The organism is Denitrobacterium detoxificans, from assembly GCF_015062615.1.
Lineage (GTDB): Bacteria > Actinomycetota > Coriobacteriia > Coriobacteriales > Eggerthellaceae > Denitrobacterium > Denitrobacterium detoxificans_A.
In genome coordinates this window covers 224105-249490 of sequence record NZ_SUUH01000002.1, presented here as the reverse complement: position 1 = coordinate 249490, position 25386 = coordinate 224105, and the positions used below count along the sequence as shown (strand labels likewise).

20 protein-coding genes and 1 other RNA gene are annotated in these 25386 nt (G+C 58.7%); 4 read left to right on the top strand and 17 right to left on the bottom strand.

The window, feature by feature from the left end; genetic code table 11:
* Positions 1 to 42: 42 nt before the first annotated feature.
* From E7002_RS03860 to E7002_RS03845, 4 genes are all read right to left on the bottom strand, one after another.
* Entirely contained in the window at positions 43 to 1626 is a 1584-nt protein-coding gene (locus E7002_RS03860) for an FAD-dependent oxidoreductase (protein WP_303727565.1), read from the bottom strand.
* Between the two features lie 144 nt (positions 1627 to 1770).
* Positions 1771 to 2715 (bottom strand): MarR family winged helix-turn-helix transcriptional regulator, encoded by a 945-nt coding sequence (locus E7002_RS03855; RefSeq protein WP_303727564.1) that lies wholly within the window; start codon positions 2713 to 2715, stop codon positions 1771 to 1773.
* Positions 2716 to 2727: 12 nt separating this feature from the next.
* Positions 2728 to 3090 carry an arsenate reductase family protein gene (locus E7002_RS03850; protein ID WP_303727563.1) on the bottom strand — a complete coding sequence of 121 codons (363 nt, stop codon included), beginning with the start codon at positions 3088 to 3090 and terminating at the stop codon, positions 2728 to 2730.
* A 23-nt stretch (positions 3091 to 3113) separates the two neighbouring features.
* A complete protein-coding gene (locus E7002_RS03845; protein ID WP_303727782.1) occupies positions 3114 to 3935 on the bottom strand; it encodes an SDR family oxidoreductase in 822 nt (273 codons plus the stop codon).
* Between the two features lie 189 nt (positions 3936 to 4124).
* Here E7002_RS03845 and E7002_RS03840 point away from each other — a divergent pair, with 189 nt between their 5' ends.
* Entirely contained in the window at positions 4125 to 5696 is a 1572-nt protein-coding gene (locus E7002_RS03840; protein ID WP_303727562.1) for a response regulator transcription factor, read from the top strand.
* Positions 5697 to 5914: 218 nt separating this feature from the next.
* Entirely contained in the window at positions 5915 to 7603 is a 1689-nt protein-coding gene (locus E7002_RS03835; protein ID WP_303727561.1) for an FAD-binding protein, read from the top strand.
* 582 nt (positions 7604 to 8185) lie between these two features.
* Here the strand turns inward: E7002_RS03835 and E7002_RS03830 are convergent.
* Complete coding sequence (locus E7002_RS03830; RefSeq protein ID WP_303727560.1) at positions 8186 to 10978, bottom strand: DNA methyltransferase; 2793 nt, start codon at positions 10976 to 10978, stop codon at positions 8186 to 8188.
* A 187-nt stretch (positions 10979 to 11165) separates the two neighbouring features.
* Between E7002_RS03830 and E7002_RS03825 the strand changes: the two genes are divergently transcribed.
* Positions 11166 to 12797: an amidohydrolase gene (locus E7002_RS03825; protein WP_303727559.1), complete on the top strand. Its 1632-nt coding sequence runs from the start codon at positions 11166 to 11168 to the stop codon at positions 12795 to 12797.
* Positions 12798 to 12970: 173 nt separating this feature from the next.
* On the opposite strand, the gene E7002_RS03820 is transcribed toward E7002_RS03825, so the two are convergent.
* From E7002_RS03820 to rnpB, 3 genes are all read right to left on the bottom strand, one after another.
* Positions 12971 to 14605, bottom strand: a complete 1635-nt coding sequence (locus tag E7002_RS03820; RefSeq protein ID WP_303727558.1) for a class I adenylate-forming enzyme family protein — start codon at positions 14603 to 14605, stop codon at positions 12971 to 12973.
* Positions 14606 to 14708: 103 nt separating this feature from the next.
* On the bottom strand, positions 14709 to 15503 hold the full coding sequence (thiD, locus tag E7002_RS03815) for a bifunctional hydroxymethylpyrimidine kinase/phosphomethylpyrimidine kinase (RefSeq protein WP_369692493.1): 795 nt from the start codon (positions 15501 to 15503) through the stop codon (positions 14709 to 14711).
* Between the two features lie 147 nt (positions 15504 to 15650).
* An RNA gene (gene rnpB / locus E7002_RS03810) (RNase P RNA component class A) lies at positions 15651 to 15993 on the bottom strand.
* A gap of 61 nt (positions 15994 to 16054) precedes the next feature.
* Between rnpB and E7002_RS03805 the strand changes: the two genes are divergently transcribed.
* The gene (locus E7002_RS03805; protein ID WP_303727556.1) at positions 16055 to 16726 is read left to right on the top strand and encodes a thiamine diphosphokinase; all 672 of its coding nucleotides are present in this window, start codon (positions 16055 to 16057) and stop codon (positions 16724 to 16726) included.
* A gap of 185 nt (positions 16727 to 16911) precedes the next feature.
* Here E7002_RS03805 and E7002_RS03800 read toward each other — a convergent pair whose 3' ends face one another.
* The 9 genes from E7002_RS03800 to murC all read right to left on the bottom strand — a co-directional run bounded on the left by E7002_RS03800 (position 16912) and on the right by murC (position 25356).
* On the bottom strand, positions 16912 to 17718 hold the full coding sequence (locus tag E7002_RS03800) for a DivIVA domain-containing protein (protein WP_066663112.1): 807 nt from the start codon (positions 17716 to 17718) through the stop codon (positions 16912 to 16914).
* A gap of 36 nt (positions 17719 to 17754) precedes the next feature.
* Entirely contained in the window at positions 17755 to 18012 is a 258-nt protein-coding gene (locus E7002_RS03795; RefSeq protein ID WP_303727555.1) for a YggT family protein, read from the bottom strand.
* Positions 18012 to 18968 (bottom strand): cell division protein SepF, encoded by a 957-nt coding sequence (locus E7002_RS03790; RefSeq protein ID WP_303727554.1) that lies wholly within the window; start codon positions 18966 to 18968, stop codon positions 18012 to 18014. Before E7002_RS03790 ends, E7002_RS03795 begins: the two co-directional genes overlap by 1 nt.
* A gap of 79 nt (positions 18969 to 19047) precedes the next feature.
* Entirely contained in the window at positions 19048 to 19737 is a 690-nt protein-coding gene (locus tag E7002_RS03785; protein ID WP_303727553.1) for a YggS family pyridoxal phosphate-dependent enzyme, read from the bottom strand.
* Positions 19738 to 19794: 57 nt separating this feature from the next.
* Positions 19795 to 20637 carry a polyphenol oxidase family protein gene (locus E7002_RS03780; protein WP_303727552.1) on the bottom strand — a complete coding sequence of 281 codons (843 nt, stop codon included), beginning with the start codon at positions 20635 to 20637 and terminating at the stop codon, positions 19795 to 19797.
* A gap of 15 nt (positions 20638 to 20652) precedes the next feature.
* Complete coding sequence (gene ftsZ / locus E7002_RS03775) at positions 20653 to 21774, bottom strand: cell division protein FtsZ (RefSeq protein ID WP_066665098.1); 1122 nt, start codon at positions 21772 to 21774, stop codon at positions 20653 to 20655.
* Between the two features lie 247 nt (positions 21775 to 22021).
* A complete protein-coding gene (locus E7002_RS03770) occupies positions 22022 to 22870 on the bottom strand; it encodes a cell division protein FtsQ/DivIB (RefSeq protein ID WP_303727781.1) in 849 nt (282 codons plus the stop codon).
* Between the two features lie 151 nt (positions 22871 to 23021).
* Positions 23022 to 23939, bottom strand: a complete 918-nt coding sequence (gene murB / locus E7002_RS03765; protein ID WP_303727551.1) for a UDP-N-acetylmuramate dehydrogenase — start codon at positions 23937 to 23939, stop codon at positions 23022 to 23024.
* Between the two features lie 4 nt (positions 23940 to 23943).
* Positions 23944 to 25356, bottom strand: coding sequence for a UDP-N-acetylmuramate--L-alanine ligase (murC, locus tag E7002_RS03760; RefSeq protein ID WP_303727550.1), 1413 nt, complete (start codon positions 25354 to 25356; stop codon positions 23944 to 23946).
* Between the last annotated feature and the right edge of the window lie 30 nt (positions 25357 to 25386).

The window sequence follows — 25386 nt, the reverse complement described above, 5'->3', positions numbered from 1 at the left end:
GCGGGGCCTAACGACTCAGTTTCCAACGTGCCGAGTGAACACCTACAGGGAAGCAATGTAGTCACGCGCCGCGTTTGCCGCATTGCGTCCCGTGTTCACCTGATTGCCCACGGCCGTACCGGGCATGTTCTGCGTATACACGTTGCGCCAAAGCATGGCCCCATCCAGCCCCACGGCATACAGGCCGGGAATGGGATTGAGATCCTCGTCAAGCGCCTCGCAGCGAATGTTGGTCGTGATGCCGCCATCTACGACGACAATGTTGTTCACGATCTTGGCAATGTAGAACGGAGGCGTCTGTATGGGGGCCAAGAACGAGGCGTCCTTCCCCAAGTCGGCATCAAACCCTGCGCTGGCCAGCTCGTTATAGCGAGCTACCGATTGCGCAAGCTGCGCTGTATCGAGCCCGAAATGACTGCCAAGCTCTTCGATGCTGTTCGCGCTAAAGACGCTTTCGGGATAGTCTCCCGCCGTAGCCTTGTCCAAGATGGCCTGGTCGTGCTCGTCCAAGCCAAGGCCGTTAACAAACGCCTGGTCGAAGATTGCATAGTTTTCCTTGTTACCCAGGCAAGCGCAAGCGTTGGCCGCCATGTTGTAGACCACTGCAATGGATTCATCGCAAAAGCGATTGGCGTCCTGGTCAACCCACAGCGCAGGCCCCAGGGCAACCAGGCCATTACCACCATTCAACGGGCTGTTGTAGGGAACCGTCTCGTCGCTCCCGAACGCCGTTACGCCTTGGAACGATTGAATGGCAGCATCGGAAAGGAAGCTCTTCGCGCCCATTTCGCTTGCCATGCGATACCCATCGCCCGCTACATTGGGCGAGCAAACGATCATCATCTCATCGACTTTTTCCTGCGTCCAACCCGTTTCCTTCAGGTACTCCGGATTCGCGCCAATACCACCCGAAGCGAGGATGACGGCCTTTGCCTGAATCTGGTACTCGCCATCCTTTCCATCGACCACGACGCCGACGATTTTGCCATCCTCCTCGATGAGCTGCGTCGCAGGGGAATTGAAGCGAAACTCGACGCCATTCGCTTCGGCAGCGGCCTGCATAGGCGGCACGTATCCAACCGCGCCCGCATTGTCTTTCCACCAATGCATGGTGTTATAGAGGCCCACATGATAATTATCGACCACGCCGCTAAACTGCACGCCCTGCTTCTGCAACCATTCGAAGTTGTCAGCCGACTTACTTACCAGGTCGTACCAGAGGGCACCGCTGCTGCGCCATTGCGATTCGCTCAGCTCGGTATGCACGATTTCGCTCGCGGAAATCTCGATTCCCTGCTCTTTCTGAAGCGTGGAACCCACCGCGAAGATTCCCTCGGTTCCCATGCCGTTGCCACCAGCAGCTCCGCCCTTTTCGAGAACGATGACCGATTGGCCGTTTTCGGCCGCCTGCACGCACGCAGCCAAGCCCGATATGCCCGCGCCAACCACGACCACATCCACCGATTCAGCCTGCGGGTCGAGCGAGACGCGTTGCACCTCGGCGCTCGCCTCCTTGGTTTTCGCGCTCTTTGCAGAAGGCGCGCACGAAGCCAAGCCCACGGCAGACACCGCCGCCATTGCGGACCCCGCAAGAAACGCCCTACGATCCATCTTCACCTGCGTCATATGAAACCCTCTCTTGTGTATGCCACCAATGACGCACATGGTAGAAACGAAAAATCGTTATATCAATTTGGATATGTGGCTATAAAGTGCCTGGTAAAAGGGTTGTATAGAAATTGGAGGGCGCAAATAGTTACAGACGTATGCCTATTTTCGGGAAGACAGGCGCAGATTACTGTGCATGCGGGTATACCACGCAGCCAACACGACTTCGCCCGACTCGCTTAACCCACAATGGGCCTTCTGCGTAACGGCATCGAGTTCATCACGCGCGCTCGAAGCCACACGCACCCCCTTCGGCGTACAGCGAAGAACCATACGACGCGCATCGAAGGGGTCAACGCGCTGCATAACGAGACCCAGACGAATAAGATTGTCCTTATACAGGGAAAGGCCGCTCTTCTGCAGACAGAGGTACGCGGCAACATCGCTCAGCATCATGCTTCCCCGACCCGATAGGACATCGAGAATGCGATACTCATCGAAAGACAGCCCGCAACCATCACGCAGAATGCGCTTCCACTGGTCAACGAGAACGCGCCATTCCACGAAGTACCCCGAAGAGAAGAACTCCCTCTCCTCATTCCGGCCAGCCCCATTACGCGCATCCATTCCAAAGCCCGGTACGTCATGCCCTCTCAAATTGACGAGCCCTCTGTCAATCATGGAGAAGAGCTCGAATTCGCTGGCTGGCAAAGCAGACAGAAATGTCTCTTGGAGCATAGTAGAAACGCCACGGCACGCTTCACATACGAAGGCTTCGCCCGAATCGCTAAGAGAACACATCATGTAGCGCGCGTCGGTCTCATCATCCGCTTTAGATACGAAGCCCCGATCTTCAGCGTCCAAAAGCAGCGGCAGAACGGTATTGCGACTCAGCATGAGGTAGTCCACGAGCTCAGCAACAGAAACAGGTCGACCGACTTCCGACATACTCAAGAGCAGGGAGAATGCATTGTAGCGAAGGGAGTACTCGCGCTTAAGAAAACGCGAGATGCGCTTGACGTGCTCGTAGATAACCGTGGATGCTTGCATGCTAAACGGTATGGAAGACCCAGCCGGCACGTTGCCCTTTTCTTGCTTTAGGCTCATGGGCAAGACGCACTACCCCAGCAGGGTGCTTTCCCACTCGGACTCGCGGAAGCCAAGCAGCACGAAATCGGGCCCCACCACGACGGGTCGCTTCACGAGCATGCCATCTTCAGCAAGCAGCTTATAGCATCCTTCGGCATCAAGGCCATCGTCGAGCAGCGCCTTGATATTGCGCTGCCGATAGAGCATGCCGCTCGTATTGAAGAAACGCCTGATGGGAAGACCACTAAGAACATGCCACGCACGAAGTTCGTCGGCCGTGGGATTCTGCTCGACAATATGGCGAGCTTCGAACGCGACGCCATGCTGCTCGAGCCATGCTCGCGCCTTGCGGCACGTGCTGCATTTCGGGTATTCCAAAAATAAGACAGCCATGTTCAGCCCTTTCACGCAGGGGATTACAGTCGACGCAAACCCTCCCAAGCCCACATCTCAAGCGGTGCCGGCAGGATTTTGCCAGCAATACGCATGATAAACCCACTTACGCAACACGTGGCAACGGGATAGTTCACGCGATTCACGAACAGCGACCAGCGCACGACGCGCTCGGGAGAAATGCTGGGAGCAGGGTTCTTCACGGTTGCGCCATTGGCCGTCTGACGTGCTACGTCGATGAATTCGGTACGCACCCAGATGGGGCAAACAGCCGTAACGCGAATGCCGCGCCCACGTAGCTCGAAGCGAAGCGCGCGCGTATACGAAAGCACAAACGCCTTCGTTGCCGCATACACGTCCAAACCTGGTAGCGGCTGAAACGCCGCGCTCGAGGCGATTTGCAGAATGCGACTTCCACGCGTCATGAACGGCAGCACCGCCTGAGTAAGGCAGACAAGCGCGTTGCAGTTCACGGTGATCATACTCGACACTTCGGCAGCGGTGAGGTCGGCGTACGTGCCGAACTTTCCGAAGCCAGCGGCGTTTACGAGCAGGCCCACCGTGGGGCTTTCTCTTTCCAGTAGGGAGGAAAGCTCATCGATGGCGCTCGCTTGGGCCAGGTCGAGCGAAATGGCGCGAACGGGCGTAACGCACGCTTTCGCCAGCTCTTCCAAACGCTCGACACGCCGCGCAATTACCCAGAGTTCGTCGTAGTGGCCGCTTTCGTCGGCGACACGCGCGTACTCGCGGCCAAGGCCGCTGGATGCTCCTGTAATGATTGCAATATTCATGGGGGCAATGGTAGCGCGACGCCCCATGAAGCTCAATGCGAAATCCGAGCACATCACCAATCCGTTTCCTTTTCCGAAAAAGGCACGTCAGCACACACGAAGATTCTCTGCGACCTGGGAAAACGTGCGCGGACCAAATCGAAAGCCGCTCTATCGTTTCCTTTTTCGAAAAAGGAAAGAGCACTATACATTCCCATCGAATACGTGAGAGAATACCCAAATCGCAATGCGAAGGAGGGTCGCATGTCGCACATCGAACGCAAAGGAAACATGCCCTGGTACTGCTACACCGGGTTCAACCTGCTTGTGCTTTGGAACTTCGTTACGTTCTCGCTCGACAGCACCCAAGTTTTCTCTCGCGGCGTCTCGCTCGACGTCACGAGCATCGCCTGGATCGCCTTTGCCATCGCGCAGGCCTTTGGCATGATTGCCCTTGCTGCCCTGTCGCGCATAGCGCGTATGCGAAGCGCCTTCGCCTCTTCGCACGCATCCATTGCCGCCGCCGCATTCCTTACATCTCTGGGAACCATCCTTATGACGTGGAACATCACTGCAGTTGGCATATGCGGCGCCATCGTCTCGGGGCTGAGCGTATCGTGGCTCTGGGCATCGTGGGCCCAGTTCTACGCAGCGCTCGAAACGGGCGAGGCGGAGCGCGCCATCATGCGCTCAATGTTCGTTTCGGTAGCAGGAGCAGCGGTGCTCCTTGCCTTGCCCGCAACACCCCGCTTTCTGTGCGCCCAGGCAATCCCGATGCTATCGGCCGCTTGTTCCATCACTGCCGCAGGCTGGTCGGCGAAGCGCAATGCGTGCCACCCCGAACCACCCGCCGAAGAGAAGCCAAGCAAAGACACGCTTGCCCATTCCGTGCTCAGCCTCATGTATGGGCCCGCTGACCGACCCGAAAGCACGATTCGCATCGCCAAAATGGCGATGGGGCTCACCGCCCCGGCCTTCTGCGCGTTCCTCATCACGCCCTTCGTTGCAAATCCGCTCTCCGAGCTGGGAACGCAGCTCTACCCTCTCGTCGTTCTGTCATCGTTTCTGCTTGCCGCGTTGCTCACTTGGCTTTTCCTGCGCGTTTCGCCAAGCGTTACGCTCGCGTTCATCTTTCGATGGCAGATGCCCCTCATCGCACTTGCATGCTCGCTCATCATCATTGGGGCGCCCATGGCGCTCTCTTCGCTCGCACTCAACGCAGCGCTCATCGTCATTTCCGAATTCACGTGGATTTGCCTCTGCCGCGCTATGCGCGCAAACGCAGCGCAAGCACTTACGGTATTCCTGGGCGGATACGCCTTGTTTGACATAGGATCGGCCCTAGGCTCGCTTGCAGCCGCAGGGTACACACACGCCTTCGGCATCGCCCCCATCCCCACGATTCACATCTCCGGTGCCGCGCTGCTCCTCATCGTCGTCGCACTTGTGGTCATGCTACCGGGCCTTGCAAGCAACAGACAGGCAAAGGGAGCCACAACGACCACGCCCGTGCCGACTCCCACAACAGCCGTCAATTCCACGCCCGAAGCCTCGGTACAACTCGATGCATCCATACCGAACGAGAAAGCCACCCCAGCCGAAAAATCCGACGAGCCCATTGAACCCGACGAGGAGTTCTATCGCTTCTACGGCATCACGCCACGCGAACGCGAAATCATCGCTTACCTCATGCGCGGGCGTTCGGTTCCCTACATTCGCGACGAATTGTTCATTTCGCAAAACACCGTGAAGACGCACATCAAGCACATCTACGCAAAGACGAACGTGGGCAGTCGCCAAGAGCTGCTCGACCTTATCGAGAGCATGCGCCCCTAGCGCGTAAAGCAGCCAACCCACGCTCCATGGCGGCCGTTCCAGGTAACGCCTCGCCATGCCGTAATCACCCACCTACCGTAAATAGCGCATCTCACCTGGGATAACAAATATCACCCTTTTAGCGGTATACGCTCCCCCGCCGAAATTCCTACACTCGCCCCGAAGGCATTCGCCTCGGAAACCCCTGGGCGAATGCGAGGTATCGAATGGAGGAGAATATGAATCATTCCGTATCACGTAGGTCGTTTCTAACGGGAGCCGCAATCGCGGGAGGGTCGCTCGTCACCACGGCTCTCGCGGGATGCGCATCGCCCAAGGCGGCTTCCACGCGCACAGCCGAAGCAAGCACGACTACGACGTCCGAAAACTGGTGGGGCGAACCCGCCGACGAATCGTCATTTACCATCTCGCAGGAAATCGAGACCGAGATCCTCGTTTGCGGCTGCGGTCATGCCGGCATGACAGCGGCACTCGTTGCCTCCGAGCAGGGAGCCGATGTTCTGGTCATCGAAAAGACGGGCACCTATGGCCTCTTCCGCACCTTCCCCGGTGCCGTCGATTCGCAGGTGCAGAAGGACGCAGGCGTGACAATCGACAAGCAAGCACTTGCCAACGACATCATGCGCTACGCAAGCGGTCGCGCCAATCAGTCGCTCATCAACCTGTGGATCAACGAAAGCGGCGAATGGTTCGACTGGTTCTGCGGCGTCATCGAGCCCGAAGGCGTACGCATGACGGCCGAACCCGACGTGGGAAGCGGCTGGCATGGCTGCTATCGTGCATGGCCCACTTCGATGGTCGAGCATATCCCCGAAGAGAAGGCCGACAATTCGGCGGCCACGCCCAGCATGGGCCCCATTCTGGTGGAAATCGCCCAGAAGCAAGGCGCGCAGTTCATGTACAACACCGAGCTCGTGCAGTTCGTAAAGGAAGGCAGCAAGGTCGTAGGCTGCATCGCCAAGACGAAGGATGGCTACGCGCGCATCACCGCCAGCAAGGGCGTGCTGCTCTGCACGGGTGGCTACGAGGGCAGTGCCGAGCTCATGGAAACGCTGAACCCGGCCGCCTCCGCCACTGTTGCCTGCGCGCAGTATATGATGCAGAACGACGGCGCCGGCATGAAAGCGGGCATTTGGGCTGGCGGCGTAAAGGACCCCGACCCCACCGCCATGCTCTTCGACCGTGGCGGCCTGGCACCTGGCGCCGAAACGGGCTTCCCCGTTCAGGGCCAACTCTTTTGGATGGGAAGCCAACCGTTCCTGAAGGTAAACACGCAGGGCAGGCGCATCGGTAACGAAGACGTTCCCTATGACAGCATGATTGCATCGGCGAGCATCCAGAAGGATCACGTATGGTGTTCTATCTGGGACGCCAACTGGAAGGACCATGTAAAGCAATTCCACACGCTGTGCTGCTCGCGCATCGAGCCAAGCCCCACGCCCGACGCCTGGTCGTTCACCTACGAGGCCATCGAGGGCATGAACATGGGCCTGAAGCAGCAGGGCATCATCTTCGAGTGCGATACGCTCGAGGAGCTGGCCCAGAAGCTCGAGATCCCCGTCGATGAGTTCGTGAACACCGTGAACGAGTACAACGCGATGTGCGCAGCAGGCGAAGATACGCAGTTCGGCAAGGACGCGAAGGACATGCTTGCCCTTACCACTCCGCCCTACTGCGGATGCCGCGTGGGCAGCGCGCTGCTCTGCACGCTCGACGGCCTGCGCATCGACACCGACTGCCACCTGCTTACCGAAAACGGCGAGGTCATCGAGGGTCTCTGGGCCGCAGGCAACTGCACGGGCGGCTTCTTCAGCGACAACTACCCCGAGCTCATCCCCGGCATCGCCAGCGGCCGCACCGCCACCGAGGCACGTCACGCAATCCTAAACATGCTCGGTATGAAGTAGCCAATCCCTTTGCACCCCGCTGGTCTCCCCCTACGCCAGCGGGGGTTGCAACAATAGAATGCACGGACAACCCCCTCACCGTGTTTCTCGCGACCCGGCATCGTTTCCCTCCCACGCGATTGCCGGGTCGCACGCTTTGCGCGCGAGGAGTTCCTTTCGTCCCATGGGATTTCCGGATTTCCGACCCTTTTCGAGCCCAGCAAATTTCGCGAACTGGGGAAACGTCTGCGCTAAGAGTTATCCAGGTCGCAAGCCGATGGGATTTCCGGAAATCCCATCGGCGCGAGAACAGTCGCAGCGAGCACAGCCGAACAGCCGCTTGTCTTTTTCCGGAAAAATGTATTGCACTTGGAGTATCTTGCGACATAAGCCCAGGTCGGAAAATTTTCGAGCGCGGAACCAGCTCAAAAACGAGCCCAAAACGTACCTTTTCCGGAAAAATGTAATCGAGGTAGATGGCGTAGCACATGCGGATGATAGTTCCTAGAGATTCTCCAGCTAACTATTCCGAAAAGAAATCGCCCGAACGGCTCATGATGGACCATCCGGGCGCGTCAGCGCTATCGAAGGCAAAGAAAGACACTAATCGCCCTTCGTCTTCTCAGCATACAACTTGAACAGATGTGCAACGATCTTTTCTTCATCGCCGTTAAAGTCAACGCCATACGCAGCCTCGACCGCTCTATCGAGTGCAAGGTGGGCCTCGCGAAGGTCATCGGGCATTTTGTCGGGGTCGTAAAGCTTTGCAAGCGCCACATCCGGATACAAAGCACGCACGTCAAGTACGCTCTGCGCACATCGTTCGATTGCGGCAAGCTGAGACTCATCCGGTCGAGGCCAGACAAAATTGTTATACACTACGCCGCCGGAATACCTATACCGACTTTCCAGCCGTCCCGCCACAACGCGCATCCAGGCATTGTGAAACTGAGAATGAAGCACGCCGAAGTGATAGAGGGTCGCGTCGGGAGCAAGGAACACAAGGTCGGAGCAAAATGTTTCCGGGCCGATAAAGCCAAGGGGGACATAACGACGCCGTTCCGAAGAAACCTTCGGAATGAGGATAGACGTGCCATTTGCTATAATCTCAGTCCCATAGTGCTGAGGAACACTTGCAGCCTTTTTCGTCTGAACCCTATTCGAGCTCTCTCTAAACACACGAACCTTTTCGATTCTCTCTCGACATAAAGGCAAGTCTATAAGGTCCCGCTGCGTCGCCTCCCCAAGCCAAAGCGTATAGCGAGGTTTACCATTAAGAAACTCCGCCGACCCAAGCCATCGATGAAAGTACTTCGAAGCCGCAGGTTCCTTAGAAAGAAACTCTTGCATTTCTTCCTCTTTGAAAAGGTAATTCCCTCCATCGATAGGCTGAGACCCGATGCCAATTTTCGGAACATCGCATAGTGGCTTGCTGCGATTCCACACAAACACGTCAGGAGCGCTCGAGAGGTAAGCGTTGATGTTTTCGGGATGCGAAACGACCGCCTCCGCATCAGGCCCTTCGTGGCTGAAAAGCGTCTTCTCTCCGCCCAGCTTCGAGAAACCAACGATTACGACAAACACGTGCGCTTGACCAGCTGCTTCGTTGCGCCAACGAAAGGTGTTATAGGCAAAGTCGATACGTACGCCCATGTCGTAGATAGGCTTCCATACATTAGCGACCTGCTCACCCTGGCAAATCGAATTGGTCGAAACAAAAGCACATCGAATTGAATATTCTTCAACGAACTCCGATGCCTTCATATACCAACCGGCAACGTAATCGACGTTGCCGCAATTCTTTGCCCCATGGAAAACCGCTTGGATGTCGGCCTTCTGCTCCTTGCTTTGCATACGGGCCCCATAGAACGGCGGGTTGCCAACTATGTAATCGCACTCTTCAGCAGGAAGAACGTCGTTCCAGTCGATGCGCAGGGCATTCCCGCAGGCAATATTGTCGTTGCTCTTCAGGGGTAGCGGATCGATCCAAACGCCCAGGATGTCGCGCGTCTGGTCGAGCATTTGCAAGTCGGCAATCCAGAGCGCCGTCTTGGCTACCTCAACTGCGAAGTCGTTAATCTCGATGCCATAGAACTGGCGGATGCTCACCTGGATCGGATCCAGGTCGCCGCCTAACGCCAGCTGGTCACCATACAAGCCCTCGAGAACGCGATTCTCGAGCTTTCGCAAAGAAAGGTAGCTTTCTGTAAGAAAGTTCCCCGAGCCACATGCCGGATCCAGAATCTTCAAACTGGCCAGCTTCTGGCGAAACGCCTTCAGCTTGAACTTCCGCTCCTTTTCGGTGGCAGAGCCCTCGATGCGCGTAAGCTCCTCTTTCAGGTCGTCCAGGAACAACGGCCCAATGAGCTTGTGAATGTTCTCGATGCTCGTATAGTGCATACCACCCGACCTGCGGGTTTCCGGGTTCAACGTGCTTTCGAACACGGCGCCGAAAATCGTGGGGCTAATGTTGCGCCAATCGAATTCGGCACTCGCCTCTTGCAGCAACAGGAAGCGCGTATCCTCATTGAACTGCGGAATGATGATATCCTCCGCAAACAGGCCGCCATTCACGTACGGGAACGCAGCCAGGTCCGGGTCGAGATATGGGTCGCGCTCCTCCTTCGGCGTCTTCAACACGCCAAACAGGTCGATAAGCGCCTGGCGCATATGGTTCACCTGGAAGTTCTTCAGGTACTTGTAGAACGCATTGCGCTCATGCAGCAAGTCGGCATCTTCCGCATACAGCAGGAACACGATACGTGTGATGAGCATATTCAAGCTGCGCTGCTCGCGCTTATCGTTTTCGATATCCAGATACGCCTTGGAGAACGCATCGTACAAGCGCCCGACCACTTCGCCGGCAGCAACGCTCAGCTCTTTCTCGCGCTCCAGGCGGCTGTTCTCCAACTTGGTGAAAAACTCGAAGCGATGCAGTTGATTCGGCAGGTCTTCCAAGGCGATAGCCTCGTAGTTTGTCTCGGCATTTTCGTCATCCAAATCGTAGATGCGAATCTCGTCGAAGTTGCACGTAAGGATCCATTGCGGCATGACGCTGCGAGGCGTGATGTTATCGGCATACCATTTCGCCTGCTCGAACGGCGTAACCATGCGCGGATTACCACGACGGTCCTTGCCACGTTGCTCGGGTTCATCCAAGCTGACACCACGTGATTTGTTCTCGATGAGAATCGAACGGTCCTCGTAGAACACGTCAATGCGACGGCCCTTTACCTTGCGTTCGAAATCAAGCACGTGCGTCGCGTTGGAAATGCCCAGCACTTCTTGGCATAGCTCAATCCAGAAGCTGTTTGCCTCGCGCTGTTCGTTTCCTTCCGCGGCCAGCCACCGCTCCACGAACTGCGTTGCCGCTTTCTTACGCTCGGTTGGGGTCATACGGTTCCTCCGTTGAATCTAGTGTGCTGGGATATTTTCCCACCGAAGCCCAGCTGGGGCAACGTTAATTCGCCCAGTAAAGGCACGCCCCTCTCGGAAATCCGGGAATCCCACTCGCCAGGAGGAAGGTGAGCGCGAAGACCCTACGAGTGCTACACTCACCCCGTGAGAGTAGAAAGGGCAATACATGTTCGCTGACGCTATCGTTATCTCGAAAAACCTGTTCACGGGCCTGGACGACACGACCCAACCCGGAGCCTTCGCCATTCAGGGCGAACATATCATGGCCGTGGGCAGCGAAGCGGACATGATGACCTACGCGCAATGCTCCACGCGCATCATCGACGCAGGCGAAGCATTCGTCTGCCCTGGGCTACACGATTCGCACCTGCACTTCTTCCATTCCGCGCTCTACGCATCGCCCCTGGCCATGCGCTACTGCGGAACAAGCGAGCAGGATTGCGTCGCCGCGCTTGCGCCCCTGGCCGCACGACGTCCCGAGGGCAGCTGGCTACTCTGCCAAGGCTGGCGCAACGCCCACTGGAACCCCTCGACGCTTCCTACCAAGCACTCGCTCGACGCCGTCTACCCTAACCAGCCCGTTGCCATGTACTCGGGCGATGCCCACACGCTCTGGCTGAACAGCTACGCCTTGCAGCAGCTGGACATCCGTAACGACTCGCCCGACCCCGAAGGCGGCAGCTACGAACGCGACGAAAATGGCGAGCTCACGGGCCTTGTCCACGAAGCAGCCGCCATGGCGCTCATGCCCCGCATCGTGGAATCATTCACGCCCGACGAACTGGCAAGCGCATACCGCGCGCTCATCAATCGCTGCGTGGCGCATGGCATCACAAGCATCTGCGATATGTCGCTCATGGCACTGCCCGGCCTCGACTTCGTACGCGACGACATCTTTGCAGAGCTCGAACGACGCAACGATCTGAACATCCGTGTGCACATGTTCCCCACGCTCCTGGAAGACACGAGCCGCCTTACGCGCATGCAGGAATCCTATACGGAAGGCAAGATGCGCGCCTGCGGGTTCAAGCAGTTCTTCGACGGCGTTTCGAGCCAGCATACCGCCTGGGTGAAGGAGCCCTACACGAACGCGCTCAGCGAGCACGACTGCGGCCGACCCACCATCGACCCCAACAAGATGCGCGAACTGGTAATGAAAGCCCAGCGTATGGGCCAGCCTGTTCGCGTGCATGCAATTGGAGACGAAGCGATTCACGTCATCCTCGACATCTTCGAAGATGCACGCGAGGCAGCAGGGCCACTTCCCCAGGGAAAGCACCACTGCATCGAGCACCTGGAAAACTTCCAGCCCGCCGATATCGCACGGCTAGCGCAGCTCGATGTCGTAGCCGCCGTGCAGCCCATGCACATCACGCTCGACCCCGGCGCCCCCGAAGCCGACTTGGGTCCCAAACGCGTGCCGTACATGTGGCCCTTCCGCACGCTGCTCGACACGGGCGCAACGCTCGCCTTTGGCACCGACAGCCCCGTCGTGGACATCGATCCGCGCCCTGGCCTGTTCACCGCCGTAACGCGCCAGTTCTTGCCCGCGCAGCAACCCGAAGAAGGCTGGCTGCCCACCGAGCGCATTACGCAAGCAGAAGCCCTGCGCGCCTACACGCTTGGCAGCGCACGCGCCTGCAGCCGCGAAAGCGAACTGGGAACCATCGAACCTGGCAAGCTTGCCGACTTCGTCATCTGGGACACGAACCTGGTGTCATGCAATCCCGTCGATATCCTTTCCGCCCAAGTTCAACTAACCTACCTGGGCGGGAAAGAAGTGTTCCAGGCAAATTAACAAAACCCGCAAACCCGCTAAAAGGTGACAGCAGGTACGTCCCCCTGTCACCCGAAAGCGAGCGGGATCGAAAAGCGTGCAGCTGGCGAGCGCAGTAGGCCCGACAAGCGAAGGAGTTGGCTAAGGCCAACGACTAGAGCTTGGAGCGCCTAATGCGCCGCCAGATGTGCGCGCTAGGCTTGGTTCTCCTCTTCAACAAGGTTCTCCACGCCATACATCTGGCGCAAACGCGGCTTTTCGATCTTGCCCGTAGCATTGCGGGGCACGTCGGCGAAGATGACCTTGCGCGGACGCTTGTAGCGCGGCAGCGATAGGCAGAAGTCGTTGAACGCGTCCTCGCTCAGCTGCTCGCCCGGCTTCAGCTCCACCACGGCGCACGTGATCTCGCCTAGGCGTTCGTCGGGCAGGCCAATAACCGCCACGTCCTTGATAGCCGGATGCGCGGAAAGGAAATCCTCGATCTGAACGGGATAGATGTTCTCACCGCCACTGATGACCACGTCCTTCTTGCGGTCAACCAGCCACAGGAAGCCATCGTCGTCCAGACGCGCCATATCGCCCGTGAACAGCCATCCATCGCGGATGGTCTTCGCCGTTTCCTCGGGATCGCCATAATAGCAGCGCATGATGCCCGGGCCCTTCACGGCAAGCTCGCCCACCTGGCCCTGCGGCACCTCGTTGCCCGACTCGTCGACCACGCGCGCTTCCCAGCCATAGCCAGGCACGCCAATGGCGCCCACATGATCGATGTTCTCCACGCCCAAATGCACGCAGCCAGGACCCGTCGATTCGGAAAGACCGTAGTTCGTATCATACTGATGATGCGGGAAAATGCGCTCCCAGCGGCTGATGAGGCTCTTCGGCACCGGCTGCGCGCCAATATGCATAAGGCGCCACTGGTCGAGCTCGAAATCCTCCAGCTTCAGCTGGCCCGACTCTATCGCCACCAAAATATCCTGCGCCCAGGGAACGAGCAACCAGACGATCGTGCAATGCTCTTCGCTGATGGCGTCGAAGATGATATGGGGCTTGATGCCGCGCAAGATGACCGCGGGGCTTCCCGCCACCAGACTGCCAAACCAGTGCATCTTCGCGCCCGTGTGGTACAGCGGAGGAATAAGCAGGAACGTGTCATCGTGCGTCTGGCCATGGTGCTTCTGCTCCATCACAGCAGACTGAGACAGGCTGCGATGCGCATGCAAGATGGCCTTCGGAAAGCCCGTGGTGCCACTGCTGAAGTAGATGGCCGCGTCGTCATCTTCCGTAATGGGAATCATGGGGTCGGAGCTGGGGCAGTTATTGGCCAGCACGCCGTAGTTTTCCGCGAACGTGGGGCAATCGTCGCCCACGTAGAACAGCAGGCGATGCGCAGCGTGACGCGGAACGATCTCTTCCACGCGACCCGTAAACTCGGGCCCGAAGACGAGCACGTCGACGTTCGCCTTGTCCATGCAATAGGCAATCTCGTCGGAGGTGTAGCGGAAGTTGAGCGGAACCACCGTAGCACCGCATTTCAGGACGCCGAAGTAGATGGGAAGCCATTCCAGGCAGTTCATGAGCAAGATGGCCACCTTGTCGCCCTTACCCACGCCACGGGAAAGGAGCAGATTGGCGAAGCGATTCGCCTTCTCGTCGAACACGCCCCACGTAATGGTGCGACGATACGGCTGCGTTTCCGTGGACTGGATGAGGTCGTAATCGCGCCAAGTCACGCGAATGGGTTCCTGAATGGCGGGATTGCGCTCGATGAGGGCAATCTCGTCACGGTACTGCACTGCATTGCGTCGCAGAAGGTCGGTAATGGGCATGTGGGCTTCCTCTCGCTTTATCGCTATGCAGCATAGTAGCGCACGCGGGGCGAAAACGCCCCGCGATATCGATGAACTGCTGGTTTACACAAGGATACGAAGACTAGCGCGTCTCCCACATGTGGTCGATGGGGCCACTTCCCCGCCCCAAACCCGGATCGTGCTCGAGTGCACCCGTGATGTAGGTCTTCGCCTTCGAAACGGCGGACTGCATGTCGAAGTCGCGCGCCAGGCCGCAGGCAATGGCACTGGAAAGCGTGCAACCTGCACCATGCGTATTCGGCGTGTCGATATGCTTGTGGCGCAGCCAGACCTCACGACCATGCTCAGTAAGCAGCAGGTCGTCTGCAGCGTTTTCCAGATGCCCGCCCTTCATGAGCACCCACTTGCCTTCCCCGCCCATGGCCTCCTGAATCTTGCGAGCAGCCGTAGCCATATCCTCCTCGTTGGAAATGGCATGCTGGGCAAGCACGACCGCTTCGGGGATGTTGGGCGTAACGATGTCGGCCAGGGGAAGCAGCTTCTCAACGAGCGCATCGACTGCTTCGTCGGCCATGAGCACCGAACCACTGGAGGCAACCATCACCGGATCGAGCACGATGTTCGTAGCTTGCGCTTCCACGAGCGATTCGGCAATGGCATTCACGATGCCACTCGAGCCCACCATGCCAACCTTCACCGCATTGGGGCGAATGTCGTCGAAGACCGTTTTCACCTGCAACGAAACGAACTTCGGATCGCATTCCACCACGCCGAAGACACCCTGGGTGTTCTGGGCCGTAACGGCGGTAATGGCCGTTTCGGCGTAAAGGCCATGGGCGATAATGGTCTTTATATCGGCCTGGATGCCTGCGCCGCCACTAGAATCGGAACCTGCGATGGATAGCACTGCCGGAATCATGCGCATCCCCTCTTTCCCCCGATGATGCGGCCAATTGCCGCGTTCCTTTGTTCTAGTGTAGCCCATTTTCGAACACAAAACGTCCACATATTCGAGAGCGGCGTTAATTGGAAAAAACGCAGAGCAGGAAACGCGAAAGAAGGAGAATGAAGCGGGTCTATAAGCCGGGTTCTGTCGTTTAAGACAACTATTTATCTAGGACGCACCTTGCGATGCGCCTCGAGCACGCAACCCGAGTGCACGGCGGGCCACCGCATAGCACTCCTATTTGCGCTTGCTTCGGATGGGGTTTACCAAGCTACGCCGTTGCCGACGCACTGGTGCGCTCTTACCGCACCGTTTCAGCTTTTCCAGCCCGAAAGCTGGAGTCTTCTTTTCTGTGGCACTTTCCATCGGGTCGCCCCGCCCAGCCGTTAGCTGGCATCCTGCCCTGTGAAGCCCGGACTTTCCTCATGCCTAAAAGGCCCGCAGTTGTCCGACCCGCTTCAGGTACGGTATTCTAGCAAACATACCAAGGCCATATCCCGAAGTACAGACAAGGAGCACGTATGCGCAGGGCCGCACTGGTGGGTACCGTAGATTTCAACGCCGAACACTACGCCAAGCAGGACATCCACTGCACGATTGCCGTCGATGGCGGATATGCGCAACTTGAACGTGCGGGCATCAAGCCCGATATCGCCCTGGGCGATTTCGACTCGCTGGGATACGTGCCCACGCTTGGCAGCACGCGTGTCTTTCCCCCTATCAAAGACGAAACTGACATGGAGCTCGCCTGCCGCGCCGCGCGCGAGGAAGGCTGCGACGAGCTGCTGCTCTACGGATGCCTGTCGCGACGACTCGATCACACCATCGCGAACCTGCAGCTGCTCGCTGGCCTGGCCAGCTTCGGCGTACGTGCCTTTGGCATTGGCGACGCCTTCGCCATCACGGCGCTATCCGCGCAAGGGGTGCAGCGCATCGACTTCGAGGCATTCGACCCTACCCCGCTCGACGGAGGCAGCTACGGGCGCTGCATTTCCGTCTTTGCCTGCGGCGGACCAGCCGACTGCGTTACCGAACGGGGCCTTGCCTACGCACTCGATCACGAAACGCTTCGCAACGATATCTCACGTGGGGTTTCCAACGAGTTCACCGGCACCAAGGCAAGCGTACTAGTGGAAAGCGGTTCGCTCCTCGTATGCTTCCCCCTGGGCGCCTGGGAGCACATCCAGCGTTAGCTTGCTCCGCATCGAGCCCTAAAGACAACCGCGCAGACGACATGTGCCAATAGGCGCTATTACGCATGCGCGCAAAAGCGAACGGAAGCGCACTGCCCACCCAAACATGCCATAACGCCCGCATGTGGGCACAAAAAAAGCGGGGCTGGTTTCCCAACCCCGCATGCTAGGCAATTGGATTGCGCTTAGTCGACGTCGTCGAATTCGAAGCCGTCGTCGGTATCACCGAAGCCGCTGAAGTCCTTTTCCACGTTCGTGGCCTTGGGCGTAGCGGGCGTAACCACGGCAGCGGAGGAAACCGTAGGCGTGGTGTACGCAGCGGCGGTAGATTCGCCAGCGTAACCGTAGGCATCGGCACCCGAGGAAACCGGCGGCGTAAGGGTGCGGCTGGAAGAGATGATGTGGCTACCGCGAGCGGCGCCAGCCTTGCCAGCCTGCAGGTCGGACAGAATGTCCTGAGAGCTGCCGATGAAATCGGAAAGCATATCGGTGAAGCGGTCGCGCGCGGCCTCGCGGTCGTCTTCGAGCTTCTTGATCTGCTCGAGCACGCGCTGCTTTTCCTCGTTCGCCTTATCCAGAATGCGCTGGGCTTCGTTCTGGGCGTCTTGACGGGTGGTTTCCGCGGCGCCATTGGCATTTGCCAGGATTTCGTCGGCAGAACGCTGAGCGATGATGAGCGCCTGGGCGATGGCGGAGTCTTCGGCCTTGTGGTCGGCGACCTGAGCTTCCAGCTCGCGGATGCGGGCATCGCGCTCGGCAATGTCGGCGCTGGTGGCGCCACCGCCAACGATTTCGGCCTTCACGGGCTCGGCAGCCTTGGCGCTTGCGCGCTTGGCGTCTTCGAGCTCTACCAAAAGCTGTTCGATGCGATGGGCCTGGTCGTCGAGTTCGGCAGCGATGCGCTCCAGGAAGACATCGACCTCGTCGACGTTGTAACCCTTGCGGTCGATGGAGAAGCTCACATTGTTCACGTCAGCAGAAGTGAGTGCCATGGGAAACCCTTTCATTTCTTATGCTGTTCAGAGCGCCTAGAACAGACGAACCAGCAAACCTACGAGTAATTGTAATACAACCAGCGCAATTATGGGCGAGACATCGATTGCGCCGCCAATGGGCGGGATGATCTTCCGGAAGAGATTGAGATACGGATCGCAAATCTTCTGGAAGAACCTGAAGATGTCGGCCATAACGCCATCGCGCCTAATGGGGAACCACGTAAGCACGCAATACACCAAGATGAGAAGCGAATAGACCTGGCCTACCTGGTAGATGACATAGGCGACCACTACATCACGCCCTTCGAACGGAGGTCGCGAATCTCATCTTCCGTAAGCGCGTTGCCGCGCGTGATGGCGAATACCTTCTCGGCGATGGCATCGACGCCCGCATCGAGCGCGGAAGCCACGCCAAACGAGAAGTCGAGGATGCGCTTGGAAAGCTGGTTGGGCGTATCGTGCAGGCTAAGCACCACAGCGTCGCCCGCCTTCAGGTTACGCGCTACGCTTTCTACCTCGGCGTACTCGTGCGGAGCGATGACGATGACCTTGCGCGAGGGAGCATGGGAGGAAACGCCCGTACCCTCGTAGGCCTTGTAGGGATCGTACGAACCGGTAGGACGGTTGTAACGCGCGGTATGCGTGCCCTGCCCCACGGCAGATCCGGGAGCGCTCTTCTCCTTACTGGTGGGCTGAAGGGCCGCACGCGTGGGAGAAGAATCGAAAAGCGAATTGTAACCACCAGAACGCGCCGTGCGCGTGGTGGATGCAATGGGATCTTCCTCGGGGCGCTCCTGCGCGGGAATGCCGTCGATTTCAGCACCCGAAGGGGTGAAGTCGCTGGCACGACCAACGCTTGCACGACCCAAGCTGGAAGAACGACGCGACGTATCGCGCGAAAGAGAACGCGGACGCGGCGTGTTCGCACGCACGTCGTCGATGCTTACCAATGCGGGGTGAGAGGCCGTGGTACGGCGCTCGGTTACATCGCCCGTGGAAGTGCTGCCGTAGGTGCTACGGCGCCGCGAGCCAGCGGAACGCGTGGTAACGGGCTGATACGAATCGTACGCGGAACCCGCAGGGGCATCCTCGTAATCGTCCTCGTACTCCTCGTACTCGTCATATTCATCGTATTCGTCGGCGTACCCATCGTCGTAGGCGCCATTACCGCCCAGGCCGAGCTTGTTCTTGATGCCGTCAAACATGCCCGAGCCCTGCCCCGAACGTCCGAATCCTGACAATGCCATGGCTGCTCCATCCTATCCGAATGCGCGATATGCGCGATTCTCCAACAAATTCCGCCGTGGCGGACTAACTTACCCCTTCTCAGGCGAAATCCTCACTGAAGATAGCGCGTCCAATACGTACTATAGTAGACCCCTCTGAAATGGCACAACGCCAGTCTTCACTCATGCCCATAGAAAGTTCAGACAAGGGCAAACCCTGCGCACCGCGCCATTCGCGGTTGATCTTCTGTTCCAATTCCCGCAGATGAGCGAACGTTTCGCGGGCGATTTCCATGTCGCCGCGGGGCGCCATGGTCATAAGGCCACGCACGCGCACATGTGCCAGACCCTCGGCCACGGAAAGCAATTCGTTAATCTGCGTGGGGGCAATGCCACCCTTGCTCTCCTCACCCGAGACGTTCACTTCAAGCAGGATATCCTGAACCTTTCCCACCTGCTGCGCAGCGGCATCGATCTTGGGGAGATGAGAGGCCTTGTATACCGAATGCATGAGCGTGGCGCAGGGAACGATGTCATGAATGCGCCTCGACTGCAGGTTCCCAATGAAATGCCATTGCTGGTTGGGATACGCGGCATGCTTTTCCATAAGCTGCTCGGGGCGATTCTCGCCGAAGGCGCATGCCCCGGCATCGATGGCCTCCTGCACACGCGGAGCCTGCACCGTCTTGGAAACTGCCAAGAGCGTGACCTGGAAAGGATCGCGTCCGCAATCACGGCACGCCTGGGCCACTTCAGCGGCAACGCGCGTATACTGCTGGGAAATTGTCATTACTCGGTAAGCCTTCTTTCTCGTTTGTAGTTCGTTTCGGCTTAAAGCGTACTTACGCTATTGTCTCACAGCAAGGGCCCCATGTCTTCCGCAAATGCCCTGCTGGGCGCGATACGAATAGAACTTGCTGGTGTTACAGGCAGTGCAAATGTCCACGTCGGCGATGCGCTCGGGAACAATGCCAGCATGCTGCAAGTCAGTGCAAACCACGCGACCCAAGTCGACATGACGCGCATCGGGCGCGCAATCCTCGCCGAAGGCAATGGAAAAACGCTGCATGAGGTCGTTGCTTACCTCGAAGCATTCGGCATGAATGTAAGGGCCAATATAGGCATTGCATTCGCCAGGCTGGCAACAGGAATACTCGCAAAGCGCAAGCAACGCACGCACGGCCACATGCCCATACGCGCCGCGCCACCCTGCATGGGCCACGGCAAACGCGCCATTGGGCGCAACGAGGATAACGGGCATGCAATCGGCGAAGACGAGCAGGGCCGCACATTGGGCGTCCTCCACCACCAGGGCGTCGGCCCCCTGCTGAGCGGTCTGACGAACAAGGTTTGTCTCGTTCATGTAGCGCCAAATAGCCACATCGGTGCCATGCACCTGCTTGGGCGAAATGATCTGCGCGTTCGGGAAGCCAAGCGCCGAGAGCAGTTTTCTGCGGTTCCCCTGCACCACCGCCGGATCGTCGTCGACATATTCGCCCAGGTTGAGCGAATCGAACGGCGAGACGCTAAAGCCACCGGCACGCTCGGTGAAGGCGATGCGCACACCGGAAGCTTCGAAGAGCGCTTCGTCGGTATACGCATAGATTGCCTCTTCGGAGGCAGAGGCATCGGAACGCAGAAAACGGCCCCGGGACAAGCTTGGAAGCGGAAGTCCTTGGGCCGTTTTCATGAGTGCTTCTTTACGTTAGCGCTGACGTTTCAGGAAATCGGGGATGTAATCCTCGTCGGAGAAACGACCGTTGCCGTTACCCGAAGGAGACGAGTACGCCGGCTGGCTGGGCGCCGCTTCTGCAACGGCATTCGCGGTGCTGGCGAACAGGTCGCGCTGGTAGTTCATGGCCGCCTGAGCAGCTTCCATCTTGAAGCCCGTGGCGATGACCGTAATGCGAACCTGATCTTCCAGGGAATCGTCGACGATCTGGCCGTAGATGATGTTGGCGCTTTCGTCGGCGCAACCTTCCACCACGCGAGCGGCTTCGTCGACCTCGGAAAGCGTGAGGTCGGGACCACCGGCGATAGAGAACAGCACGCGGGAAGCACCGGCGATGCCGGCTTCCAGGAGCTTGGAGTTCGTGGCCTGCTGGGCGGCGTCGAGCGCGCGATTTTCACCAGAGCAGATGCCAATGCCCATCATGGCGGTGCCAGCGTCCTTCATGACCGTGCGGATATCGGCGAAGTCGAGGTTGATAAGACCAGGAATGGTGATGAGGTCGGTTACGCCCTGGATGCCCTGACGCAGGGTATCGTCGGCGATGCGGAACGCCTCGAGCATGCTGGTCTTCTTGTCGACCACCTCGAGAAGACGGTCGTTCGGGATGACGATGAGGGTGTCGACCTTCTGAGAGAGCAAATCGATGCCCTGCTCGGCCTGATTGCGACGAAGGCGACCTTCGAAGCTGAACGGCTTGGTGACAATGCCAACGGTAAGAGCGCCGATTTCCTCGCGGGCAATTTCGGCAACTACGGGAGCAGCACCCGTACCGGTGCCACCACCTTCGCCAGCGGTAACGAAGACCATGTCGGCTTCAGCCAGTGCATCGCGGATTTCAGTGCGGCTTTCCTCGGCCGCCTGAGCACCGACTTCCGGGTTCGCACCCGCGCCGAGCCCACGAGTGAGCTCTTCGCCGATGTGAATCGTCTTGTCGGCATCCGACATGAGAAGAGCCTGATGGTCGGTATTGATTGCAATGAATTCAACACCCTTGATTCCGGCTTCCACCATACGGTTTACGGCGTTCGTGCCGCCACCGCCGACACCTACGACTTTAATGACCGCCAGGTTGTCAGGTCCTTTGATATTCGGCATATTTTCCTCCACAGTGCTGCGTTTGCTCTGCTGCGTTTTTCAAATCCTTGGGTGTATCTGCGTGCAAAAACATGCACACTACGGGAATTGTACACGATGAATAGTCGTTTGCAAATGCTTAGGGGCTGCTCACGCTATTAATTGCGTTCGCCGTCCACAATTATGGAGAAAGCGGACCGCGCTTGAAGCAATTCCGGGCCCCGCAACGCCCCGCGAAAGCAGCACAATGCCTACCTGCGCGAAGGCCCTACGAGGAAAGCGCTCGGTACGTGGGGCTGGTAACGACGCGCACGTTGATGTACGAGATAGCATCGGGATGCTGCTCCATGAGCTCCAGGCACACGCGTTCCTTGTCGCGGATGTTCTCGGCCTCGCCAAAGGCAATCTGCACGCCATTGCTGAGCGTGAGCACGGTATTAGCCGAGTCGGTGGCCGACACCGTGGTCACGGAATCGGCGAGCTCGGTGGAAAGCGACGACACGATGGTAAGGGCGTTGAGCACGCTCTCATCGGTGCACACGGAGCCTACCTGCGGGTTTACGCCATACGGCACGTCGGTGATATGCAGCACGCTTTCGGCGTCCTCGTAGATCTGCTGGCTGATGTTGGCCGCTTCGGCACTCCCCTGCTCGGGAATCTTCATGAGCCACGTGCCATCGGACGCGATAGCCCAATCTTCAGATTGCTGATCGGAAACGGAGGTGATCGTGACGACCGCGGCAATGCTGCGTTCAGTGATGACGAGCTCGAGCGTATCGGGGAAGATGCGATTCACAGCGGCATCTTCCACCCATGCGTCGGATTCCAGGCGCTTCTCGATGGCGCCCGCATCGACGCGCAAGAGCGTGGTGCCCGAGGGAACCTGCGCCAACTCGGTCATTTCGCTTGCCGTAAGGTGAGTGCAACCGGAAACGGTCACCTGCGAAACGGTGAACAGGCTCGACCAGTACACGACCGTGCCCGCAATGGCCAATAGAACCAACAGCACGAACACGATGACGATGCGACGAATGCCGCCCGAGGAAACGACAGGAGAAGAGCCCCTGCGCCCCGCCGAGGAGGCTCGGTTCAATTCGCCAATGGAAACCGACGACACGCGCTGCAAAGGGCGACGCGTGGAAGTACGTGAAATGTTCGAAGGACGGTACGCGGCACGCGAACCCGCACTGCGCTGAGGGGCGCGCGTTCGGCTGGAAGCGGAACGCGCAGTAGGGCGGGAACCCGAAGCCGAGGAGCGACGGCGCGCCCTAGAATCCGAGGAACCGTACCTCCGGTTTGAGTTCGATGCCATGTTCCTGCTTCACCTTATGCTGTGCCAACTGGATAAGTTCAATTACGTCATGCGCGGAAGCCTCGCCGGTGTTCACGATGAAGTTGGCGTGCTTACCCGAAATCTGCGCCCCGCCGATGCGCGTGCCCGACAGACCGCAGCCCTCGATGAGGGCGCCAGCATGCTGGCCGCTGGGGTTGCGGAACACGCTACCACACGAAGGGAAATCGAGCGGCTGCGTGCGCTTGCGACGCGCGAGCGACCCTTCCATTTTCGCACGGATGAACGCTTCCTGCCCGGGCTTCACGGACAGAACGCATTCGAGGATAACCTCGTGCGGCGAAAACGAGGTGCTGCGATAGCCCCACCGAATGTCGCTCGCCGCATAGCGCTTCAGCCCGCGGTCGGGATCGTACGTGGTAACCGAGACGACGCGCGTGCTCATGCCCCGCTCGCTCGTGCCCGCGTTCATACGAATGGCGCCGCCCACCGTGCCCGGCGTACCCACGGCGAATTCCATGCCGGAAAGGCCACGACGAAATGCCTCCTGCACGATGCGCGAAAGCGAAACGGCCGCGCCCACCGTGAAGTGAAGCGACTCCTCGTCGTAATTCCACGTGCGAAATTCGCCGCACAAATGCACGACCACACCAGGAAAGCCCTGGTCGGAAACGAGCAGATTGCTTCCACCGCCAATAACCGTCCAGGGAATGCCCGCTTCCGAACACACCCCAAGCACGCGCTTCAAATCGCCGAACGTAGCCACCTGGGCCCAGCATGCGGCAGGGCCGCCCACGCGCAACGTGGTACGGCGCGCCAGGCGCTCGTCGAAACGGAGCTCGCTTTTGGGGGTCAGGCTAAGCTGGCGCAACGCGCCTATCTGCGAGGGCGTCATAAACCTATGCGTTCGCCTTGTCCTGCAGGGCCGCAAGCAAGCTGGGGCCCATAGCAGTAACATCGCCCGCACCCATGGTGATAACCAGGTCGCCGGGCTTCACGCGTTCAACGAGCGAAGGAACGACATCGAGGCGATGGTGAATGTACGTAAGCGAAGGATGGTCGCTGGAATCTTCCAGCACGTCCATGAACGTCTTGCCGTTCACGCCAGGCACGGGCACCTCGCCCGCAGCGTACACGTCCATGAACGTGACGGAATCGGCCTGATCGAAGGCATGCGCGAAATCGGAACGCAGCACTTCGGTGAACAGGGGAAGACGGGAATAGCGATGCGGCTGGAACAGCACGTGCACCGCATTGAAATCGAGCTTGCGAGCCGCCGAGATGGTGGCAGCGATTTCCGTGGGATGATGCGCGTAGTCGTCGACGATGGTAACGCCATTTGCCTCGCCTACCAAGTCGAAGCGACGACGCACGCCCGCGAACTCGGCCAGGGCGTCGGCCGCAGCCTGCACGTCCTCGCCCACGCCCCACAGAAGGGACAAAGCACCCGCGGCATTCAACACGTTATGACGGCCAGGATTCTGCTTCACGCGGCCCTGCACGGTGGTGCCGTCGGGCATCTGCAGCACGAAGATGCTGCCCACGCCCGAAGCGCCCCACGAGAGGATCTTCACGTCGGCGGACTTCGTCTGGCCGTAGGTGATTACGCGACGCCCCGTGCCACGGGCCAGCTCTACGAGCTTGTGCTCCTCATCGCACACCACGACAACGCCCTCTTCGGGAACGGATGCCATAAACTCGGCAAACTTCGCGTAGATCTCGTTCAGGTCGGAATAGTGATCCAGATGGTCGGCTTCCACGTTCGTCACGAGCACGCCCAGCGGATCGAGATACGTGAAGCTCTTGTCGCTTTCGTCGGCCTCTACCACGTAGTACTTACCCGAGCCGGAATGGGCGTTGGTCTGGTAGGCGCGCACGATGCCGCCAATGAGGAACGTGGGGTCGGCGCCCATGCCATCGAGGATGGAAGCGACCATGGAAGACGTAGTGGTCTTGCCATGCGTGCCGGCAACGGCAAGCGTCTTCTTGCCCATGCCCAGCGCAGCGAGCATGCGAGCACGATGCACGACGGGAATGCCCAGGCGCTTGGCTTCAACCAGTTCGGGATTGTTCTCCATGATAGCCGTGGAAACCACGACGACATCGGGCAGCGGATCGGTGGGAATGTTTTCGGCCGCCTGGCCCACGAACACCGTGATACCGGCTTCCTCGAGCTGCTTGGTATAGCGGCTTTCCTTCAGATCGGAACCCGTAACAACCATGCCCTGGTCATGGGCTACGCGAGCGATGCCGCTCATGCCCACGCCACCGACGCCAATGAAATGAACTCTCTCGATTTGATTCTGCGTCATGACGACCCAATGTACCTTTCGCGCTTCTGC